This window comes from Flavobacterium xizangense (assembly GCF_054075145.1).
This window is the reverse complement of sequence record NZ_JBSIPG010000011.1, coordinates 149,816-166,572: the sequence shown is the minus strand read 5'-3', so window position 1 is coordinate 166,572 and position 16,757 is coordinate 149,816. Positions and strand designations below refer to the sequence as shown.

Annotated in this window: 13 protein-coding genes; 7 read left to right on the top strand and 6 right to left on the bottom strand. The window is 33.3% G+C overall.

All coding sequences use genetic code 11. The features are described 5' to 3' along the window. The 3 genes from ACWA1B_RS19285 to ACWA1B_RS19275 all read left to right on the top strand — a co-directional run. On the top strand, positions 1-489 hold a 489-nt coding region (locus ACWA1B_RS19285; RefSeq protein ID WP_456909759.1), incomplete at its 5' end, for a PfkB family carbohydrate kinase. A gap of 7 nt (positions 490-496) precedes the next feature. After that, on the top strand, positions 497-1,171 hold the full coding sequence (locus tag ACWA1B_RS19280; protein WP_456909757.1) for a bifunctional 4-hydroxy-2-oxoglutarate aldolase/2-dehydro-3-deoxy-phosphogluconate aldolase: 675 nt from the start codon (positions 497-499) through the stop codon (positions 1,169-1,171). A gap of 417 nt (positions 1,172-1,588) precedes the next feature. Continuing rightward, positions 1,589-2,638, top strand: coding sequence for an SGNH/GDSL hydrolase family protein (locus ACWA1B_RS19275; protein WP_456909755.1), 1,050 nt, complete (start codon positions 1,589-1,591; stop codon positions 2,636-2,638). Positions 2,639-3,399: 761 nt separating this feature from the next. On the opposite strand, the gene ACWA1B_RS19270 is transcribed toward ACWA1B_RS19275, so the two are convergent. Genes ACWA1B_RS19270 through ACWA1B_RS19255 form a run of 4 tightly spaced genes read right to left on the bottom strand, consistent with a single transcriptional unit; the run spans position 3,400 to position 10,177 of the window. Beyond that, complete coding sequence (locus ACWA1B_RS19270; protein ID WP_456909753.1) at positions 3,400-5,535, bottom strand: GH92 family glycosyl hydrolase; 2,136 nt, start codon at positions 5,533-5,535, stop codon at positions 3,400-3,402. Between the two features lie 3 nt (positions 5,536-5,538). Next, positions 5,539-6,453, bottom strand: a complete 915-nt coding sequence (locus tag ACWA1B_RS19265) for an alpha/beta hydrolase (protein ID WP_456909751.1) — start codon at positions 6,451-6,453, stop codon at positions 5,539-5,541. An 8-nt stretch (positions 6,454-6,461) separates the two neighbouring features. Continuing rightward, positions 6,462-8,297 (bottom strand): glycoside hydrolase family 13 protein, encoded by a 1,836-nt coding sequence (locus tag ACWA1B_RS19260; RefSeq protein WP_456909749.1) that lies wholly within the window; start codon positions 8,295-8,297, stop codon positions 6,462-6,464. Between the two features lie 17 nt (positions 8,298-8,314). Beyond that, positions 8,315-10,177: a beta-L-arabinofuranosidase domain-containing protein gene (locus ACWA1B_RS19255; protein WP_456909747.1), complete on the bottom strand. Its 1,863-nt coding sequence runs from the start codon at positions 10,175-10,177 to the stop codon at positions 8,315-8,317. A 171-nt stretch (positions 10,178-10,348) separates the two neighbouring features. Between ACWA1B_RS19255 and ACWA1B_RS19250 the strand changes: the two genes are divergently transcribed. The 3 genes from ACWA1B_RS19250 (at position 10,349) to ACWA1B_RS19240 (ending at position 13,586) form a co-directional block, all read left to right on the top strand. Beyond that, entirely contained in the window at positions 10,349-11,206 is an 858-nt protein-coding gene (locus tag ACWA1B_RS19250; RefSeq protein WP_456909745.1) for an AraC family transcriptional regulator, read from the top strand. A gap of 387 nt (positions 11,207-11,593) precedes the next feature. Then, the gene (locus tag ACWA1B_RS19245; protein WP_456909743.1) at positions 11,594-12,736 is read left to right on the top strand and encodes a hypothetical protein; all 1,143 of its coding nucleotides are present in this window, start codon (positions 11,594-11,596) and stop codon (positions 12,734-12,736) included. 121 nt (positions 12,737-12,857) lie between these two features. Then, positions 12,858-13,586, top strand: a complete 729-nt coding sequence (locus tag ACWA1B_RS19240; RefSeq protein WP_456909741.1) for a hypothetical protein — start codon at positions 12,858-12,860, stop codon at positions 13,584-13,586. Between the two features lie 767 nt (positions 13,587-14,353). Here the strand turns inward: ACWA1B_RS19240 and ACWA1B_RS19235 are convergent. Both ACWA1B_RS19235 and ACWA1B_RS19230 read right to left on the bottom strand, forming a co-directional pair. Next, positions 14,354-15,130: a sterol desaturase family protein gene (locus ACWA1B_RS19235; RefSeq protein ID WP_456909739.1), complete on the bottom strand. Its 777-nt coding sequence runs from the start codon at positions 15,128-15,130 to the stop codon at positions 14,354-14,356. 65 nt (positions 15,131-15,195) lie between these two features. Next, positions 15,196-15,783 carry a Crp/Fnr family transcriptional regulator gene (locus ACWA1B_RS19230; protein WP_456909737.1) on the bottom strand — a complete coding sequence of 196 codons (588 nt, stop codon included), beginning with the start codon at positions 15,781-15,783 and terminating at the stop codon, positions 15,196-15,198. 176 nt (positions 15,784-15,959) lie between these two features. On the opposite strand from ACWA1B_RS19230, the gene ACWA1B_RS19225 reads away from it, so the two are divergent. Then, positions 15,960-16,184: a hypothetical protein gene (locus ACWA1B_RS19225; protein ID WP_456909735.1), complete on the top strand. Its 225-nt coding sequence runs from the start codon at positions 15,960-15,962 to the stop codon at positions 16,182-16,184. Positions 16,185-16,757 lie beyond the last annotated feature (573 nt).

Genomic DNA, 16,757 nt, shown 5'->3' with positions numbered 1-16,757 from the left:
CCAAGTGAAGTAATGCCAGAAATGCTAAAATACAGCAATGTGATTTTAGGAGATATTGATACGGCCTATTTTATGTTGGGAATCCCTAAAGTGAATCCTAATTATCAGGACGAAAAAACACTTCCGGCGGTATATGATAAATTGTTCGAATTGATTCCGAGCTTAAAAGTTGCAGCAACGACACTTCGTTATTCTGTCAGCGCTTCACACCAAAGAATTGGTGGGATTTTATACGACGGAAAAGCAATTTACAGCGCCGCAGTTAAAGAAGTAACGCCGGTAGTTGACCGTGTAGGAAGCGGAGATGCTTTTATGGGCGGATTGATTTATGGTTTACTGCAATATCAAAATAATAATCAAAGAGCTTTGGATTTTGCCGTTGCGGCTTGTTGCTTAAAACATACAATTGCAGGTGATTATAACCTGGTAACATTAAAAGAAGTTGAAAATAGGATTGATGGCGATGGTTCGGCATTAGTTTCAAGATAAAATAAAAATGGCAAAATATTCAAGAATTGAGGTAGCACAGCAAATGAAAGAAAACGGAATGGTTCCGCTGTTTTTTCATTCTGATATAGAATTAAGCAAAAAAGTACTGAAAGCTTGTTACGATGGAGGTTCACGTTTAATGGAGTTTACAAGCAGAGGCGATTTTGCCCATGAAGTTTTTGGTGAATTGAACAAATATGCTTTGGCAGAATTACCTGGAATGATGTTAGGAGTTGGTTCGATAACAGATGCAGCTTCAGCTTCACTTTATATGAGTTTGGGCGCAAATTTTATTGTAACTCCAGTTTTCAGGGAAGATATTGCAATTGCTTGTAATCGTCGTAAGGTATTGTGGTCACCAGGCTGCGGAACGCTTACTGAAATTGCAAGAGCCGAAGAATTAGGTTGCGAAATTGTAAAGTTATTTCCAGCTGATATTTACGGCCCTGAGTTCATCAAAGCAATAAAAGGACCTTGTCCATGGACGAACATTATGCCAACGGGAGGTGTTTACCCAACGGTTGAAAGTCTGAGTTCATGGCTGAATGCCGGAGCAACTTGTGTTGGATTGGGTTCGCAGTTAATTTCAAAAGATATATTGGACAAACAAGATTTTGAAGGTTTACAGGCTAAAGTAAGTCAGGTTTTGGAGATCATTAAAAATATTAAAATTCAGGTATAAAAATAACGCCATTGTAAAGACTAATTTTGTTTTGTTTTTAAGAGCATTGCACTTGTTCGATAAAATTTTGGTAAGTAGTTTATTAATCAGCTCAAGTGTAATGTTTCTTTTTAAAAAAATAACCTTTATAATGCTGGAGATGGTATTTTGTAAAGGAGCCATTTTTAGGATGCCATCACAAATAATTACAGTTTTAAAATAGCTCAGCTTTAAAAATAAAAGATTTAAGATGAAATAATTAACATATAACTAGAACTAATATATTGTATTATTAATCTTTACAAAACTTTTTGTCTTTTTATATCCTAACATAAAGACGATATTATATAGGCTCAAAAAATAATAATAAACATATAAAATATGAAAGTAGTTAGCCGGTTTATACTGTTAAATTTTTTGCTTCTTCATTTTGTCTCAATGCAAGCCCAAACGAATGGAGCCAAGTTCATTTTTTCAAAAGACAAGCATCTGGATTATATGGGAAGGGTTGGCTTTTCGAACTCCAGTGCCGAATTCTATTGGTCAGGAACCAGTATCAGTATTAATGTAAAAGGCACCAAAGAGGTTAGGGCCTTGTTGGATGTAAAAAAGGATTTCAATTATTATTATGCTATTGTTGACGGTAATACTAGTAATCTTGAAAAAATAAAAGTTGGTAAAGGGAAAAAAGCATATACTGTAGCTACTTTTTCGGATTTAAAAGAGCATCAGGTCGAATTGGTAAAAATTACAAACACAGATGAAAACACGACCTTCTTCTATGGTTTTGAAATTGATAAAAATGCAACCGTCCTTAAGCCAAAGAAAGAAAAAAAGAGAAAGATAGAATTTTTTGGAGATTCTATAACCTGTGGACATGGTGTTGATGTACCTATTGACAGCACAGACTCTGGCGCACCCAAATATTTTAATAATTTTAAGACCTATGATGCTCTCACGGCCAGACACTTTGATGCAGAATATCATTGCACCGCCAAAAGCGGAATTGGGGTAATGGTGAGTTGGTTTCCACAGATTATGCCGGAAATTTATGATCGTATAAATCCTGAGGATCCAAATTCTAAATGGAATTTTTCGGGGTATGTTCCGGATATAGTGGTCATTAATTTATTTCAAAACGATAGCTGGATTGTAAATATGCCTCAAAATGAACAGTTTAAAATTCGCTTTGGCACTACTAAACCAAATAATGAATTTATTATAGAGGCTTATATTGATTTTATTTCAAAAATAAGAATGCATTATCCAAATGCGCAAATCATTTGTTGTCTTGGAAATATGGATATTGTCAGAGAAGGATCAATATGGCCAGAATTAGTCAATGCTGCCGTGGCAAAACTAAATGACAAAAAAATAGTTTCTCATTTTTTTTCATATAAAAACACAAATGGACATCCAAAAGAAAAAGAACAGCAAGCAATGGCGGACGATTTGATTCAGTTCATAGAAAACAATCATTTTTTTTAATTCAAATGAGCAGTTTACAAATTATGGATGACAGGTAATTGCGATACTTTTTGTTTCTACCACAAACTGGATCGTCTGCACTTCGGACAAATTCATTAATATAGTTTAAAATGTCTAGGTTAACGCTAAAATAAAGTTTGGTAGACATATTTATACCTGTGTCAAGTTACTTTTAGTAATTTTGTTTTTGTAAGATACATTTTACAAGACTTATTATTGATAATTATACGATGGCGGAAAGAAAATAATATAACATTTATTGAAACTGATTTACTCAACGAATTATCCCTACTTGTTGAGCAAACTCAACAGCAAGTTATCGTTCACAACAATAGTTCTTTAACATTGCTTTTTGGGGAAATTGGTTTTAGAAATAATGAAACTGTACTTCAAAATAAGCGCGCTGAATAAGGAAAACAAATTGTGCCGGCACTGTCGGCACAATTGCAAACTAAATATGGTAGAAGTTGACGAACATTGAGCGGAAGTGAAGTTGTACATATGCTAAAAAAAGGATCAGATGGTTGGTCCAATGATATCTATGTAAATCATTCCTTAAATTGGTGGACTAACTCTAAAATTATGTAAAGTCCTATATTATATTCTGACAGATGTGACAGCATCGGAATTTTATCATATTGTCATTAAAAAACAATAAATAGATTACCTAGAATTTATTTATTGTTTTCGTTGTCCTCTTTTTTTAAAACATATTAGCTCTGCCCAAAAGATGTCTGGAAAACTGATGCAGTAAATGATTTTTATTCAAATTTCAATTCTCCACCCTGCATTATATGTGAATAATGGATTTCAATGTCTTGAATTCTTTTTCCGTTAAAAGTAATTTTTTTAAAGGAATTTCCATTACAAGTAATACTTAGAGTTCTTTTTTTAGTGAGATGTATAGTTGCTTTTTTGACTTGTGGCATTCCAAAAACAAATGTACCAATAGCTGGATTAACTGGGTAAAATCCTAATGTAGTAAAAATATACCAAGCACTCATTTGACCACAGTCATCATTACCTGTAATTCCCTTTGGAGTATTATTGTAAAACTGGTTGTAGATTTGAGTGATTAATTTTTTTCCTTTTTCTGGCTCGTTCGAGTAAGCATACAAATACGAAATATGATGACTTGGTTCGTTTCCGTGAGCGTATTGCCCGATCATTCCTTCTTGCCCAAGATGTCTGTTGTCTTTTTCTCCAGTTAGTGTAAAAAAAGTATTCAACTGTTTGGTAAATTCTTCTTTTCCGCCTAAAATATTTGTCATTCCTTGAATATCGTGTTGGGTGGAAGCCCAGGAGTATTGCCAAGCATTGGCTTCGGTATAATCTCCTGGATTGTTCATAGGTGAGGTCGGTTTTAAAGGTTCAAATGGTTTTCTCCAATTGCCTTGTGTATCTTTTCCTCTCATTAATCCCGTTTCTTTATCGAATATGTTTTTGTAGTACGAAGCTCTTTTGTAATAGGTTTTGGCAACATTTTTATTGCCTAACTTTTCGGCTAATAATGCCACACAATAATCATCATATCCACTCTCTAAGGTCCTAGAAACGGATTCGTTATCTATTTTGTCAAATGGATAATATCCGTATTTATTGTATAATTCCCAATTATTGTTAGGATGTTTTTTGGTAGTTGTTTCAATCATTGCCTTCAAAGCCTCATTGGTATCAAAGCCTTTAAATCCTTTGTTGTAAGCATCTGTTATAATTGGAATGGCATGATTGCCAATCATACAATTGTTTTCTTGACCCCAAACCGTCCAAATAGGTAGGTATCCAGCTGCTTTATGATGAAGGAGCATCGTATTTATAAAACCATTCACACGTTCCGGAACAAGTATGGTATAAAGTGGGTTTGCTGCACGGTAGGAATCCCAAAGTGAAAGGGTAGAGTAATACTCGCCATTTGGCGCTGTACCGATTTTGTCATCGGCACCACGGTATTTTCTGTCAACATCGGCAATGTTACTGGGCTGGGTAAATAAATGATATAGGGAAGTGTAAAATATTTCTTTTTGATTTTCAGGAGCTTCAATTTCGATTTTAGCTAAATAGTTGTTCCATTTTGCCTTGGCATTGTCTACAGTTTGTTCAAAATCCCAATGAGGTAATTCCGTTTTTAAATTATTTTTGGCTCCTTCTATGCTTACGGTTGAAAAAGCAATTTTGGCTTGCAGCGTTTTGTTTTCTAATTCAAAATCAAGAATATATCTTGGCGCTTTTTCTTTTGGTTTTTTTGATAATTCCACTAAATTTGAGAATGGAGTGCCAAAAGTTAGCGTAAAGAAATATTTTCGTTCCACCCAGTTTTTGTTATGGCAATAGCCCGAAATGGTTGTATTGCTTTCAATGCTGACTTTACTGTCCAATACCAAAGATTCCGTTAGAAAACGTAATCCGTGTTGAATGTCAACCAATAATTTTGCTCTTTTTGTCGGGTAGATAAATTGGTTAAAAGCGACCCTTTCAGTTGCTGTTAAATTTACTTTTATGCTGTCGTTTAATATGACCGAATAAAAACCAGGACTGGCTTTTTCAGTCTTTTTATTATAGCGGATCTTAAAATTTCCAGTTTTGTTTTCAACAAAAGGGAGCAATAGGACATCCCCTAAATCATTTATGCCTGTTCCGCTCAGGTGGGTTTGAGAAAAGCCCAGAATTTCAGGATTATTATATTGATAACCTGAGGTGTAGTCCCAACCAATATCTACATTGTCCGGGCTAGGCTGCACCATTCCAAAGGGTAGACAAGCACCTGGGAAAGTGTGTCCTGTTCCATCGGTACCTATAAATGGATTAACATATTGCGTAAAGTCTTTGGTTTCTTCTTTTTTAGAGCAACTTTCCAAGGAAAATAATGTTATGAATAATAGGAATCCTAGTTTTTTCATTTTTCATTTTTTTAATAAAAACAATAATGGAACATCTAGTCTCTTTGCCCAGGCTTCCTCCGAATGGTTTTCTCCAGGAAAGAATTTGGTTTCCCAGTTTTTGGCTGTAAATCCTTTTTCAATCATAATGGCATCGATTTTTTCTTGAAAAGGTTGGTAGAAACTGTCTAGCGTTTGATCACCGTAATCAAAATAAATTTTATGATTCTTAGGATTTGGCAAATTAATTTTGAGATAATTTCTAAATTTTGAGGCAACATCTGCATCTGCATTTTGATCAATTTTTTCTTTCATTATCATTGGTGTATGAGTTGACAAACAGGCAGCTCCACCAAAAATTTTTGGATATTCGCAAATGGCATACAAAGAAATTAAACCACCCATGCTAGATCCAGCAATATATGTGTTTTCTAAATCTTTCTTTGTTGAAAATTTCTTGTCAACGAAAGGCTTTAGCTCTGTAACTATAAATTTTAAATAATTATCGGCTTGTGGTTTGCTTTTTAATTGTTCTTCAAGAACAATTGTTCTTGTTTCTACTGGAATTTCCTGAATTATTTTTTCAGGAAAATACTCAGAATGACGGTATTCCACGTTGTTCCAAATACCTACTACAATAAACTTTTTAGTTTTGCCTTCGGCTATTAATTTTCCAGCCACTTGGTCAATCTCCCAGGCTTGTTTGTTCCAAGTGCTTTCGGCATCATACAAGGCTTGACCGTCATTCATATATAAAACGGCATATTTTTCTTTGTTGGAATATCCGTCAGGTAACCAAATATCGATGTTTCGGGCATCAATCAGTTTGGATTGAAAATTTGCAATGCGTTGAACTTCTCCGGAAGTAACTTTGACTTCCTGAGCTTCTGAAAGTAAGCTAAGCATTCCCATAAGGAGTAAGATTATATTTTTTTTCATTATTATATTTATTTTATTTCTAGAATTAATGCGCTTTTTGAGGCGATTTCTAAAGCGTTGTTTACGTTGATGTCTTTGTTGCTTATAATCTCTTTGGCTTTGAAAGAGCTCGGTATCATTTTATTGTATTTGTTCATATCGAGATTTACTTTATCTTTGTTTTTATTCAAGATTACCATTACTTTATCTTTGTTATTGTATCTGAAATAAACGTAAATGTCGTTCTTTTCCGGGGCATAATGAAGGAGTTTACCGTTATGGATAACTGATGCATTTTTTCTCCAATTCAGTAAATTACTTAAGTATTTTTGAGCCTCTAGTTCTTTGGCGTCAAGCCCTTTTCCTGTAACAGCATCTTTAGCGTCTTCAGGCCAACCGCCATAAAAATCGGCTCGTCTTTGACCGTCATTTCCTGATTTTTCATTGGTAAATAATAATTCGGTTCCGTAATAAAATTGTGGAATTCCTCTCATAGTGGCATAAAGAGCCATGGCGATTTTCCAGTTATCAAGGTCTTTGTTCAACCTGGAATAAATCCGATCCATATCGTGATTGTCAGGGAAAATCAATAAATTGTTGGGATTTGGATATAGATAGTCTTGTCCCATCCCTTTATAGAATTCCTTCCAAGTGGATTCCCAATCATTTTTTGTCGTTAGTGATTTTATCAAGTTATCCGTTAGTGCAAAATCCATCAAAGAAGGCAAATAGCATTTATAGCCATCGACATTAACTTTGTTTTTTTGCCAATAAGCTGAAAGTTCTGTTACCGTGGTCATTTCTTCGCCAACGATATTGAAATTAGGATATTCATCCAAAACAGTTTTGGTCCATTTTGCCAAAAAATCTTTATCGGCGTAAGAGAAAGTATCTTCTCTAAAGCCCGATAGCCCAGCATATTCTACCCACCAAATTGTATTTTGAATAAGGAAACTCGACATAAAGGGATTTCTCTGGTTCAGATCTGGCATGGAAGTATCAAACCAGCCATCAGTATAACCAATTCTATCTTGTTCTGTTGCGTAAGGGTCTAACAAAGTCGATTTGATGTGATTTGTTCTTGTTTTGGTTTCCTGAAAATTAAGCCAGTCTTTCATAGGTAAATCTTTGACAAAATAATATTCGGAGCCACAATGATTGAGAACTACATCCCAAATTACACCAATGTTTCTTTTTTTTGCTTCTTCAACCAATTTTTTGAATTGTTCATTAGTGCCGTAACGGCTGTCTATTTTATAAAAATCGGTAGCAGCATATCCATGATAAGAATAATTTTGCATATTGTTTTCTACCAATGGAGTATTCCAAATTTGGGTATAGCCTAAGGATTGAATGTAGTCCAAATTGTTAGTAATTCCTTGGATATCTCCTCCATGTCTCCCGCTTTCATCTTTTCTATTCGCTTTTTCTAAACTACCAATTGTATTGTCATTTTTAGGATCTCCATTGGCAAAACGGTCGGGCATTAGTAATAAAACAGCATCTTTTGAAGAGAAACTGGCTCGGTCTGCACTATTGATTTCTCTTGCCAATAATGGGAAATCTTTAATGACTATAGTTTTCCCCTTTTTCTGGAATTCAATTTTAGCCGTTCCTGCTTTGGTTTGTGCGCTAATATTGATAGTGACAAACAAATAATTAGGATTCTCAACCTTTTCGGTTTTTATAATCGTGAGCCCAGAATATTTGATTTGAGGTTCTAAATTTTGAATATCGGTTCCATAAACCAAAAGTGTTATCTGATTTAGTTTCATCCCAACCCACCAATTTCCTGGTTCTATGCGACTGATTTGTGCATTTAGATGGTTGACTAAAAGGATAAAAAGGATTGCGATTTTTTTCATGTTTTTACTTTATTGGTTTAAAAAGAAACTTGTCTAAGTATGGTTTGTCCGAATGGAATTAAAACAACATTTTCCAATTCATTTGTAGAACTATTTTTTAAGGTTACTGAGATTTTATCATTCTCAAATTTTGCCTTATTGTTTTCAATGAATTGATATTTTGTGCTTTCTTTCGGGCTGTAGGTCACATCATAAAAATCTCCCTTGTATGTTTTTCCTTTATGTTCGGAAGCCAAAATAGGTTTTGCAAAAACTTGCGCGCCATAAGTGAAATATTTTTCATGATAGGCATCTTCTTTTATAATAACCGAAGCTTTGAATTCAATCTGTATTTGATCTTCTTTGGCAAATTTTCTGTCTAAAACTATAAATCCATTTTTTAGAATAAATTTTTCTTTGGTTTCAACTTGTGTTGCCCAATTTGGCTTTCTTATTTTTAGCTTAAAGTTACTGTTTTTGGGGTTGTAAATTTTAAATATAAACTTGTTTTTAAAGGGATATTCTGTTATTTCTTCAATTCGAACAGCATTATTGTCGATAGTTGTTTCAACTACATTTGGAGAAAGTATTGCTGCGACCAAAGTGTTATTTCCTTCTTTCATCCATGATTTTTCTAAGAAATAAGGTGTAATTCTTCCCGCATTTGGATTGCAGCAAACGGCAACATCTTGGTGAGCGGGCGAATATTTATAGCGGGTTTGTTTTCGATCAGGCTCGATTTCTCCATTTTTGGTACCCAACATTTCATAAGAATTATCGGTTTTGAGGTATGCAATGCAAGAATGATTGGGGTCCCGACTGCCTTGAGCAGCATTGTAGAAAATGGTTTCAATTTCATCTGCGGTTTTTGTTTGACCTGCTTTTTGCAATAGTAAAGTATAGCTGTCCATTAACTCATGTATAGAGCAATATTCATAGCCTGCATGAGTTGGATCGGCTGTGCGTCCAGCAATCCATTCGTCTCCAATAGGACCGCCGGTAATGGTTGTTGCGTTTTTCAAACGTTGAATATAAATTGCTAAAGCATTTTGTAGTTCCGAATTTGTGGCTGCATAAGCAGCCACAATCAAAGGGCGCAGATGTTCAAAAGTGTGCACTCCGTGCGATTGCAATTTGTAATTTGGATTTAAAATATTGGCTAATTGAGCATCTTTTTCGGATTGATACGTTTTGGAGAAGTCCTGATATAAAAACAAAGCATATTCTACATATTTTTTATCTCCGGAAATTTGATACATCTTATCTAATACATCTGTAAAAGTTAGTCCGTGCGAAACACCGCCATTGAATTTTTCTCCAGAAGAAAAAGGACTCGAAGCATTTATGGGATAGTTCTGCATTACATTATCGACTGCCTTAATCAATGCATTCCAAACTTTCTCATCCATAGAATATTCGTAATAGGCGAGTAGTCCTCGATACAAAGTAGTTTTTGACCAAAGTTCCCCGTTTTCGCTATTGAACTTATAACGCAATTCGGGGTCGTAAATACCCAAATAACCATCATGGTCTTGTGTTGCTAATATACTGTAAACATGTTTTTTTACTTTTTCTATACCCTCTTTGTCATTTAAGAGTATCACATTTCGGATGTAACTATCCCACCAATTGGATTGGGTTTCACTGTTCCACCACATGTATTGTTCACTTCCCTCGGCATCTCCTTCTTTGAGATTACCTAATTCTTTGGCTTTACTGTGTTTTTGCAATCTTCCAGTTCCATAAATTGGATCATTTATTAAATCAGGAACAAGTTGGTCCAAATTACCCACAAAACCATTTACATCTTTTTGCATTTGCGCTTTGATCCATCCTGAAGGTTTTACAGATCCAAAAGGAAGTGCATGATATTTTTCGATTTTTTTTTCTTGAGCACTCATAGAAAAAAAAGCTAAAAAAATGACAGTACATTGTATATTCTTCATTTTTTATAAATTATTTTTTTCAAAATTAATTCGTTTTTGTAAGCTAATTTATTCCTGAATTGTCAAAATATAAGACTATATTGAATTTTATTTACGTATTTTTGGTTTTATTTGAATATATAGTTTATGAAACCCATTTTAGAAGATATAAGGTCTCATCAAGAAGTAGCTAGTTTTTATGCGTATCGTTTTCAAATTCCGTTTTTTGAGTTTAAGTTGCATTATCATCCAGAATTTGAATTGACATATATTATAAAAGGGAATGGTTATCGATTAGTAGGGAATAGTCATGAAACATTTGGTGATGGTGATTTGGTTTTATCGGGATCTAATTTGCCTCATACTTGGGTTGGAAAATCAAGTGGCGATGAGGATTTTGATGCTGTAGTGATTCAATTTTCGACTTCCTTTATATCACCTTTTTTAGGATTTGAAGAAAGTACTGCATTAAAAAAAATGTTGGAGCAGTCTAAGAAAGGATTGTTTTTCCCCGCTAAAAATACTGAAGTCAAAAACGAGCTATTAAATCTTGTTCATTCTAAAGGTTTTGATCGAATATTAAGTTTGATGAAGGTTTTAAATCAATTGACAAATTGTGAACAAGAAATTTTATGTTCCCCTTATTTTCAGTCGGTTTACTCGGTTGAAAGCGAAAATAGAATCAATACGGTTTGTATTTTTTTGGAAAATAATTTTTCGAATAAAATAGGTTTAAAACAAGTGGCAGAACTGATTCATTTGACGGAAAGTAATTTTTGTAAGTTTTTTAAAAAAATTACTGGGAAAACCTTTTCAGATTATTTAAATGAAATTCGAATTACTAAATGTTGTCAATTATTATTACAAACCGATAATACTATAAATAGTATTGCTTTTGAATGCGGATTTGAGACTTTAAGCTATTTCAATCGGGTATTTATTAAAAAAAAACAGTTGACACCAAAAGAGTTTCGAAAAATTAATAATATTTCATTACAATATTAAAACCAGGTTCTGTCGCATCTGGGAATAACCTCCAACATTGAATTTTAAACCGATCAAAATATATAACAAACGTTTATTCTCAAAGATCAAAATCCGGCAGTGTAAATATCTCAACAATATTGTAGAACAGTACCATCGATCTATAAAATGGTGCATACAAAAACGGTTTAGGTTTTAAAAGTTTTGAATCGGCTAGGCGAACAATTAGTGGAATTGAAGTTGTACACATGCTAAAAAAGGATCAGATTGTCAAATCAGGGAAATCTATGTTTAAATCATTCTTTAAACTGGCGTGGTAAATTTTAAATCACTTAAATTCTTATATTTGATTCTGATAGATGTGACAGAACCTTTTTTTACTTTATAACTTTAAACTTTGACTTATCTATGAAATTTTTTTTACCGCTTCCGATTCTTCTGCTTATGATTTCATGCAACGAACAAAAGAAAATGGATTTGCTAAAATTAAATCTAAACGAACCCATAGAAAACGTCATACACTTTAGTGACAGTTTGCTTATGGGTGTTGAAACTACTGAATATCCGTTTTGCCTATTGCTGGAAGTTGAAAACTCCCATGGATATAGTTTTGAAGGAATTGATTTGAGAGGACAAAAAATCATTTTCCAAATAAACTCTGAAAAACTCAAAACCGATAGTATTTCGAGATTTGGTGGTGCTCATATTGATTTAAAATCAATCAAAAATGAAAATGATTTGAAGGGTACTTTAATAAATTTTAACGCAGAAAATAAAATTTATGGCTTTAGAATAGAGATTAAAAGTCAAAGATTAAAAACTGAAATTTTAAAGAAAATTGAGTTGAAATTTGGTAAGGGCACAAAAAATCCAAATACAGATAACGGTTTATATTGGAACGTAAAAAAGGAAAACAAATATATTTTCTTCTCTCCCGATTATGACAGACTAATTATGCTAAACAACACCAATTTATCCAAAACTTGTTATTGGGATATTTTTAATGGACTTATTGATTTTGGTGGGTGTGATAATGAAAAATACATCCGGAAACTAACCAATAATAGCACCAATGCAGAAGACACTAAAAACAAACCTGTTCTAAAAATTGATAAAAAGTGGAATGTAAACAATCTAATAATTGGACAATCTACAGAATACGATTTTGTGAAATCTCCTAGCAATAAAAACTTTGAACGAATGGAAGAAATTACCGCAAGTTCAGGAGATATAAATAAAATTATGTATAAAAGTGACTATCACAATATCCATTTTTATTTATCCCCTAGTCAAATGAATCCTGAAAACAGAAAACAAAACCGAATTGTAGGATATGCCATAAACGACTTTAGAAAAGTTGAAATTTCATTTGAAAATGGACTGAAAGCTGGAATGAAATTCGAGGACGTAGCCAAATTATTTGATAAAAATTCGATAATTGACTATAAAGATTTAAAATTCGCAAACTATATTGAAATAAAAAATGGGCCTTACAAAACAACTTTGAATTTTGATGAAAAAATGTTGTTTTCAGGAATGTTTGTAGATTAAAAAATTCCGCAAACAGAGACAAATTTGAGGTAAATCGATCATAAGGTATTATAACTGAAATTCAATCTGAATATTAAAAATAGTTAGTTAAAATTTGCCGAAACAATATGTAAAAAAAGTTATGATAAAAAAACTAATTGAAAAGAATGCTACATTAATTTTTGCCATTTTGCCATTGTCCATTTTTTCACTAATTGGTTTTGTTGCATTTTGCTTTGCAGTTAAATTTCCTGAAAATGTTCCTTTATATGCTTGGGTTACTATCATAATTTTTGCAATTATGCCACTGATAGTAATATATGGTCTAATATTTGGATTTTCAATTTCCGAAAGACAACAAAAGCAAATTTCCGAAAGACAAGAGAAGTTGTTTTATGATGATAAAGGAATTACAATTGAAATTCCGCTGTTTGATAAAAATTGTTTTATAAGCTGGCAATCTATTGATGCCATTATTTATTATAATTACATTCTCAGCAGTGATTTTACTGAACATTATCAAGGCTATAAGCTGTATCTCAATGCAGTTCCTGTTTATACAAAATACGAAAAGCAATGGTGGTTAAATAAACTATTTCCAAAAGACTCTCAAAGTAAAATAATGGACATTGACAATAAAACAAAACACGTTTTGGAAATACCAAAAGCTGTAGAGAAATATCTAAACTCACAAGTAGATATCAGCTTGAATGACCCAATAAAAGGCGCCTTGATTTCAAGTCAGGCCTATCAAATCAAGAATAAAATTACTACTAGGGAAAAATGCAAACCCAGTAGTAATGAAAGTGAACAAATTGTTTTTGATAAATTTAGTAGAAGTATAGTAGAGATAAAAAAAAATTATCAATAATATGCCTTTCGCCCATAACTTAATGTTGAAAAGTTCACTTATGTAAAGGGTTTGAAAGCAGCCTCCTAAATGTTTGCAGTTTTGTATCCAAATAGGAAGCTAGCATTCTTTTTGGAACTTTTTGAAGCAATAATGGTTGATTTTGTAAAATCCATTCATTCTTACATTGGCTTCCATAGCCATAAAAGTGCCTATACGCTCTGCTGAGTAGGAGTAAAACATCTCTAAAATGTTGCAATATATTTTGGCAAACTTGTGATTTATGTTGACAAGTAAATAAAATGTTGTCCTGTCAGTAACAAGTAGTTTTGTTACTCCTACACTTTGCGCAAATTCAACAAATGGTAATTGATTTGCAAAACTGCAAAGCCACCCCAAAAAAAAGTATTTTCTGTTGCGAAATATCGTGTTTGTTCATCGCCTTTTTGGCTATATAAAAACATCTCAAAACTCCTTATAAGACAAAATAAAATGCTTGCTTTTGTCGCCTTTGTTTAACAAAATTTCATTTTTTGCTGTCGTGGTTTGTTTCGACGCAGAAAGAACTTGGTCAAGAGGGTTGTCATCAGTTGTAAATTTGTCCTTTATGTATTGCCTTAATTTTTCCCTCATTTTCTTTGTTTACGGTCAGTAAGATGGGAGTTAACGTTCTGCTTCTTCCCTTGAGCGGCGAAGTTCTGAACTCTTTATTTTCTGTTAAAAATAAAACTTTTTGCCAAACGTAAAGGTGCACTCACAACAAAATTCTCAATTGTGAGAAACAGCTGTTAGCGGTCGGCCTTTTTTCGGTCTTGTATCTCGTCAAATGTTTTTCCGTAATCGTTAAATTCTGTGCCTAAAAGTTTGTCCCATATGCGAAAATGGACTCCATAATTACCATTGAATTTACTATGGTGCATATTGTGATATGTGCTTGACGTCATTAATTTTCCAAAACTTTTATTCCACCAGCTCGGAAAAAATTCATACCCAAGATGTGATTTTATATTGTCTAAAAATCCCCAAATTTGCAATAGTCCTAGTACAGGCACATACATTGGGAAAATCATACTTACAGGTAGAATCCAAAAGGTTAGCAACAAGGATTCTGCCCAATGAAAAGAAAGCGATGTAAACGGATTAACGTCGATACTTTTGTGGTGTACTTTGTGTATGTGCTTAAAAATTCTTGGGTGATGCAATAGTCGGTGTACCCAATAAAACCAGGTGTCGTCAAAAAGTAAAAAAATGAAAAAACCACCATAAGCAAAGAATTTAGGATAGTCATTTATGTTAGTATAGATTTTTGTGTAACCAAGTGATTTTAGAAGATAAATTATAAGTACAAATGCAGTACTTGCCATTAATGTAAAAAGGCTATTTAATAATTCGGACTTTATTTGATTTGCATCAACGCGCTCTTTCAACTGTATTCTCCAATTCTTAAGCCGTTTCTTTAATAGTTTCCAGACCACTAAATAAACAATCACGATAAGTCCGTAATTCATCAGGGATTGTCCAAATGCAGCAGGCAGTTGATTTAGGATTTCTTTTATTGCTTCCATTTTATGAATGTTGTTAAATGAAATGCAATATTCTAAAAACAAAATTTCATTCTACTTCACAAATGTTACTTAATGTTTTTTTTTCTAATTCTACTTAAACTTTGTGGTTTTATCCCCAAATATGAAGCGATGTATTGAAGTGGGATATTTTGAATAAAATGAGCTTGTTGGTCTATCATTTTTTGGTAGCGTTGGTCTGCATTTAATAGTGCTAAATCATTGGCTCTTAAGGTTGATGACGATATAGATTTTTCAAAGACCGCTAAAAAAAAGTTCTTGAAGATTTCGCTTTTATCCACAAGTAGTCTGGCATCAGTGTAGGATATTCTTAATAATTGGCAATCTGTAATACATTCTACATTTTCTGTTGCATTTGTTTGGTTTATGAATGATGAGAAAGAGGCAATAAAACCATTTTTTGAACACAAAAAAGTTGTTTGTTCTTCTCCATTTTGGTCATAATAAAATAGCCTCATAAAACCTGAATTTATAAAATAAAGGTATTTTGGAATTTTGTCCTGTTCTTCTAAAATTGAATTTCTTATCGAATTAACTGGTATAAAAAAATGGCTAATAATTTCGATTTCTTCAAAATTGGGATTGCCCGTTTTTGAAATTTCTTCTAACAATTTGTCAAAATATTTGGTTCTCATCTTGTTTTTAAAGTGTTTAGGCAGGGTTGCCACTCACTAATTTATATTAGCCATCAAATGGTACCAATACTTTTTTTTAATTGGCTTTTTGCAATTAGTAAGCGTTTAGCGAATATAACAATAATATTAAATCTTTTTGATTGATGACCCGATTGCCGGCAGTACCATTGTAATGCTTGCGATCTAAATTTACCGCCTATCTCAACGATGCGATGGGGCAGCTTGAAGGGCAGCTTGCTTCGGCCAAGGTAGTCATGGCCAGGCTGTTCTCCCAGCAATTGTATTACGTGCTCTCGGAAAATGATTTTATCCTGGATATCAACCATGAGGCGCTTGGGAAAGAGAAGGAGAACTACAAGGAAATACCGCCGGCGGGAAAACTATATAACGCGATGATATAGCAGAATTTCAGCCAGATCCGGCACGATGTGCAGGATATGATCTGCAGTGAGATGCACCGGCTACTCCAGGATCCGGCGCTGTCTTATCTGATTGTAAAGAAGTGATGTTTTTGCTGCCTGCGGGAAATTTATTCTTTCTGCGGGTAGTTGGAGTGATTGGTTGATTTGAAAGGGATAATTAATTAGTCTTCGTTTGATTTTGTATGATTTAATGAGATTTTTAGGATAGAGGTTAGAGTTGTGTTCCCGCTACTAAGACAGGCTGTTAATCAAGCTGATGATTTCCTCTCAACATTTTAGTTAAACATGATCTAATTATTCTGTTATTTTAGGAAGTAGCGTGAACACGACTCGAACCTAAAGTTCTTAACTAGAAAAAGTTTCGAACCTAAATTCGCCAGACCTTGATTTTACTGGAATTTTAATTGTTAAAAAAAGTTTGTGCCAAGATTTTGCCATAAAAATAAAACTGTTAATTTTTTTGAATAACTTTTTGAAGTCCAGTTTGTTGTTTTTTAAAGACCGAGTGCCTTAGTATTTATGGTAAATGAGAAGGCAACTCCAAAAAAAAAA

Bases quoted from the DNA above. Each gene is read 5' to 3' on its own strand.
- ACWA1B_RS19245 (WP_456909743.1), top strand. From the start codon at position 11,594: ATGAAATTTTTTTTACCGCTTCCGATTCTTCTGCTTATGATTTCATGC.
- ACWA1B_RS19260 (WP_456909749.1), bottom strand. From the start codon at position 8,297: ATGAAAAAAATCGCAATCCTTTTTATCCTTTTAGTCAACCATCTAAAT.
- ACWA1B_RS19265 (WP_456909751.1), bottom strand. From the start codon at position 6,453: ATGAAAAAAAATATAATCTTACTCCTTATGGGAATGCTTAGCTTACTT.
- ACWA1B_RS19240 (WP_456909741.1), top strand. From the start codon at position 12,858: ATGATAAAAAAACTAATTGAAAAGAATGCTACATTAATTTTTGCCATT.
- ACWA1B_RS19275 (WP_456909755.1), top strand. From the start codon at position 1,589: ATGCAAGCCCAAACGAATGGAGCCAAGTTCATTTTTTCAAAAGACAAG.
- ACWA1B_RS19250 (WP_456909745.1), top strand. From the start codon at position 10,349: ATGAAACCCATTTTAGAAGATATAAGGTCTCATCAAGAAGTAGCTAGT.
- ACWA1B_RS19280 (WP_456909757.1), top strand. From the start codon at position 497: ATGGCAAAATATTCAAGAATTGAGGTAGCACAGCAAATGAAAGAAAAC.
- ACWA1B_RS19235 (WP_456909739.1), bottom strand. From the start codon at position 15,130: ATGGAAGCAATAAAAGAAATCCTAAATCAACTGCCTGCTGCATTTGGA.
- ACWA1B_RS19230 (WP_456909737.1), bottom strand. From the start codon at position 15,783: ATGAGAACCAAATATTTTGACAAATTGTTAGAAGAAATTTCAAAAACG.
- ACWA1B_RS19270 (WP_456909753.1), bottom strand. From the start codon at position 5,535: ATGAAAAAACTAGGATTCCTATTATTCATAACATTATTTTCCTTGGAA.
- ACWA1B_RS19255 (WP_456909747.1), bottom strand. From the start codon at position 10,177: ATGAGTGCTCAAGAAAAAAAAATCGAAAAATATCATGCACTTCCTTTT.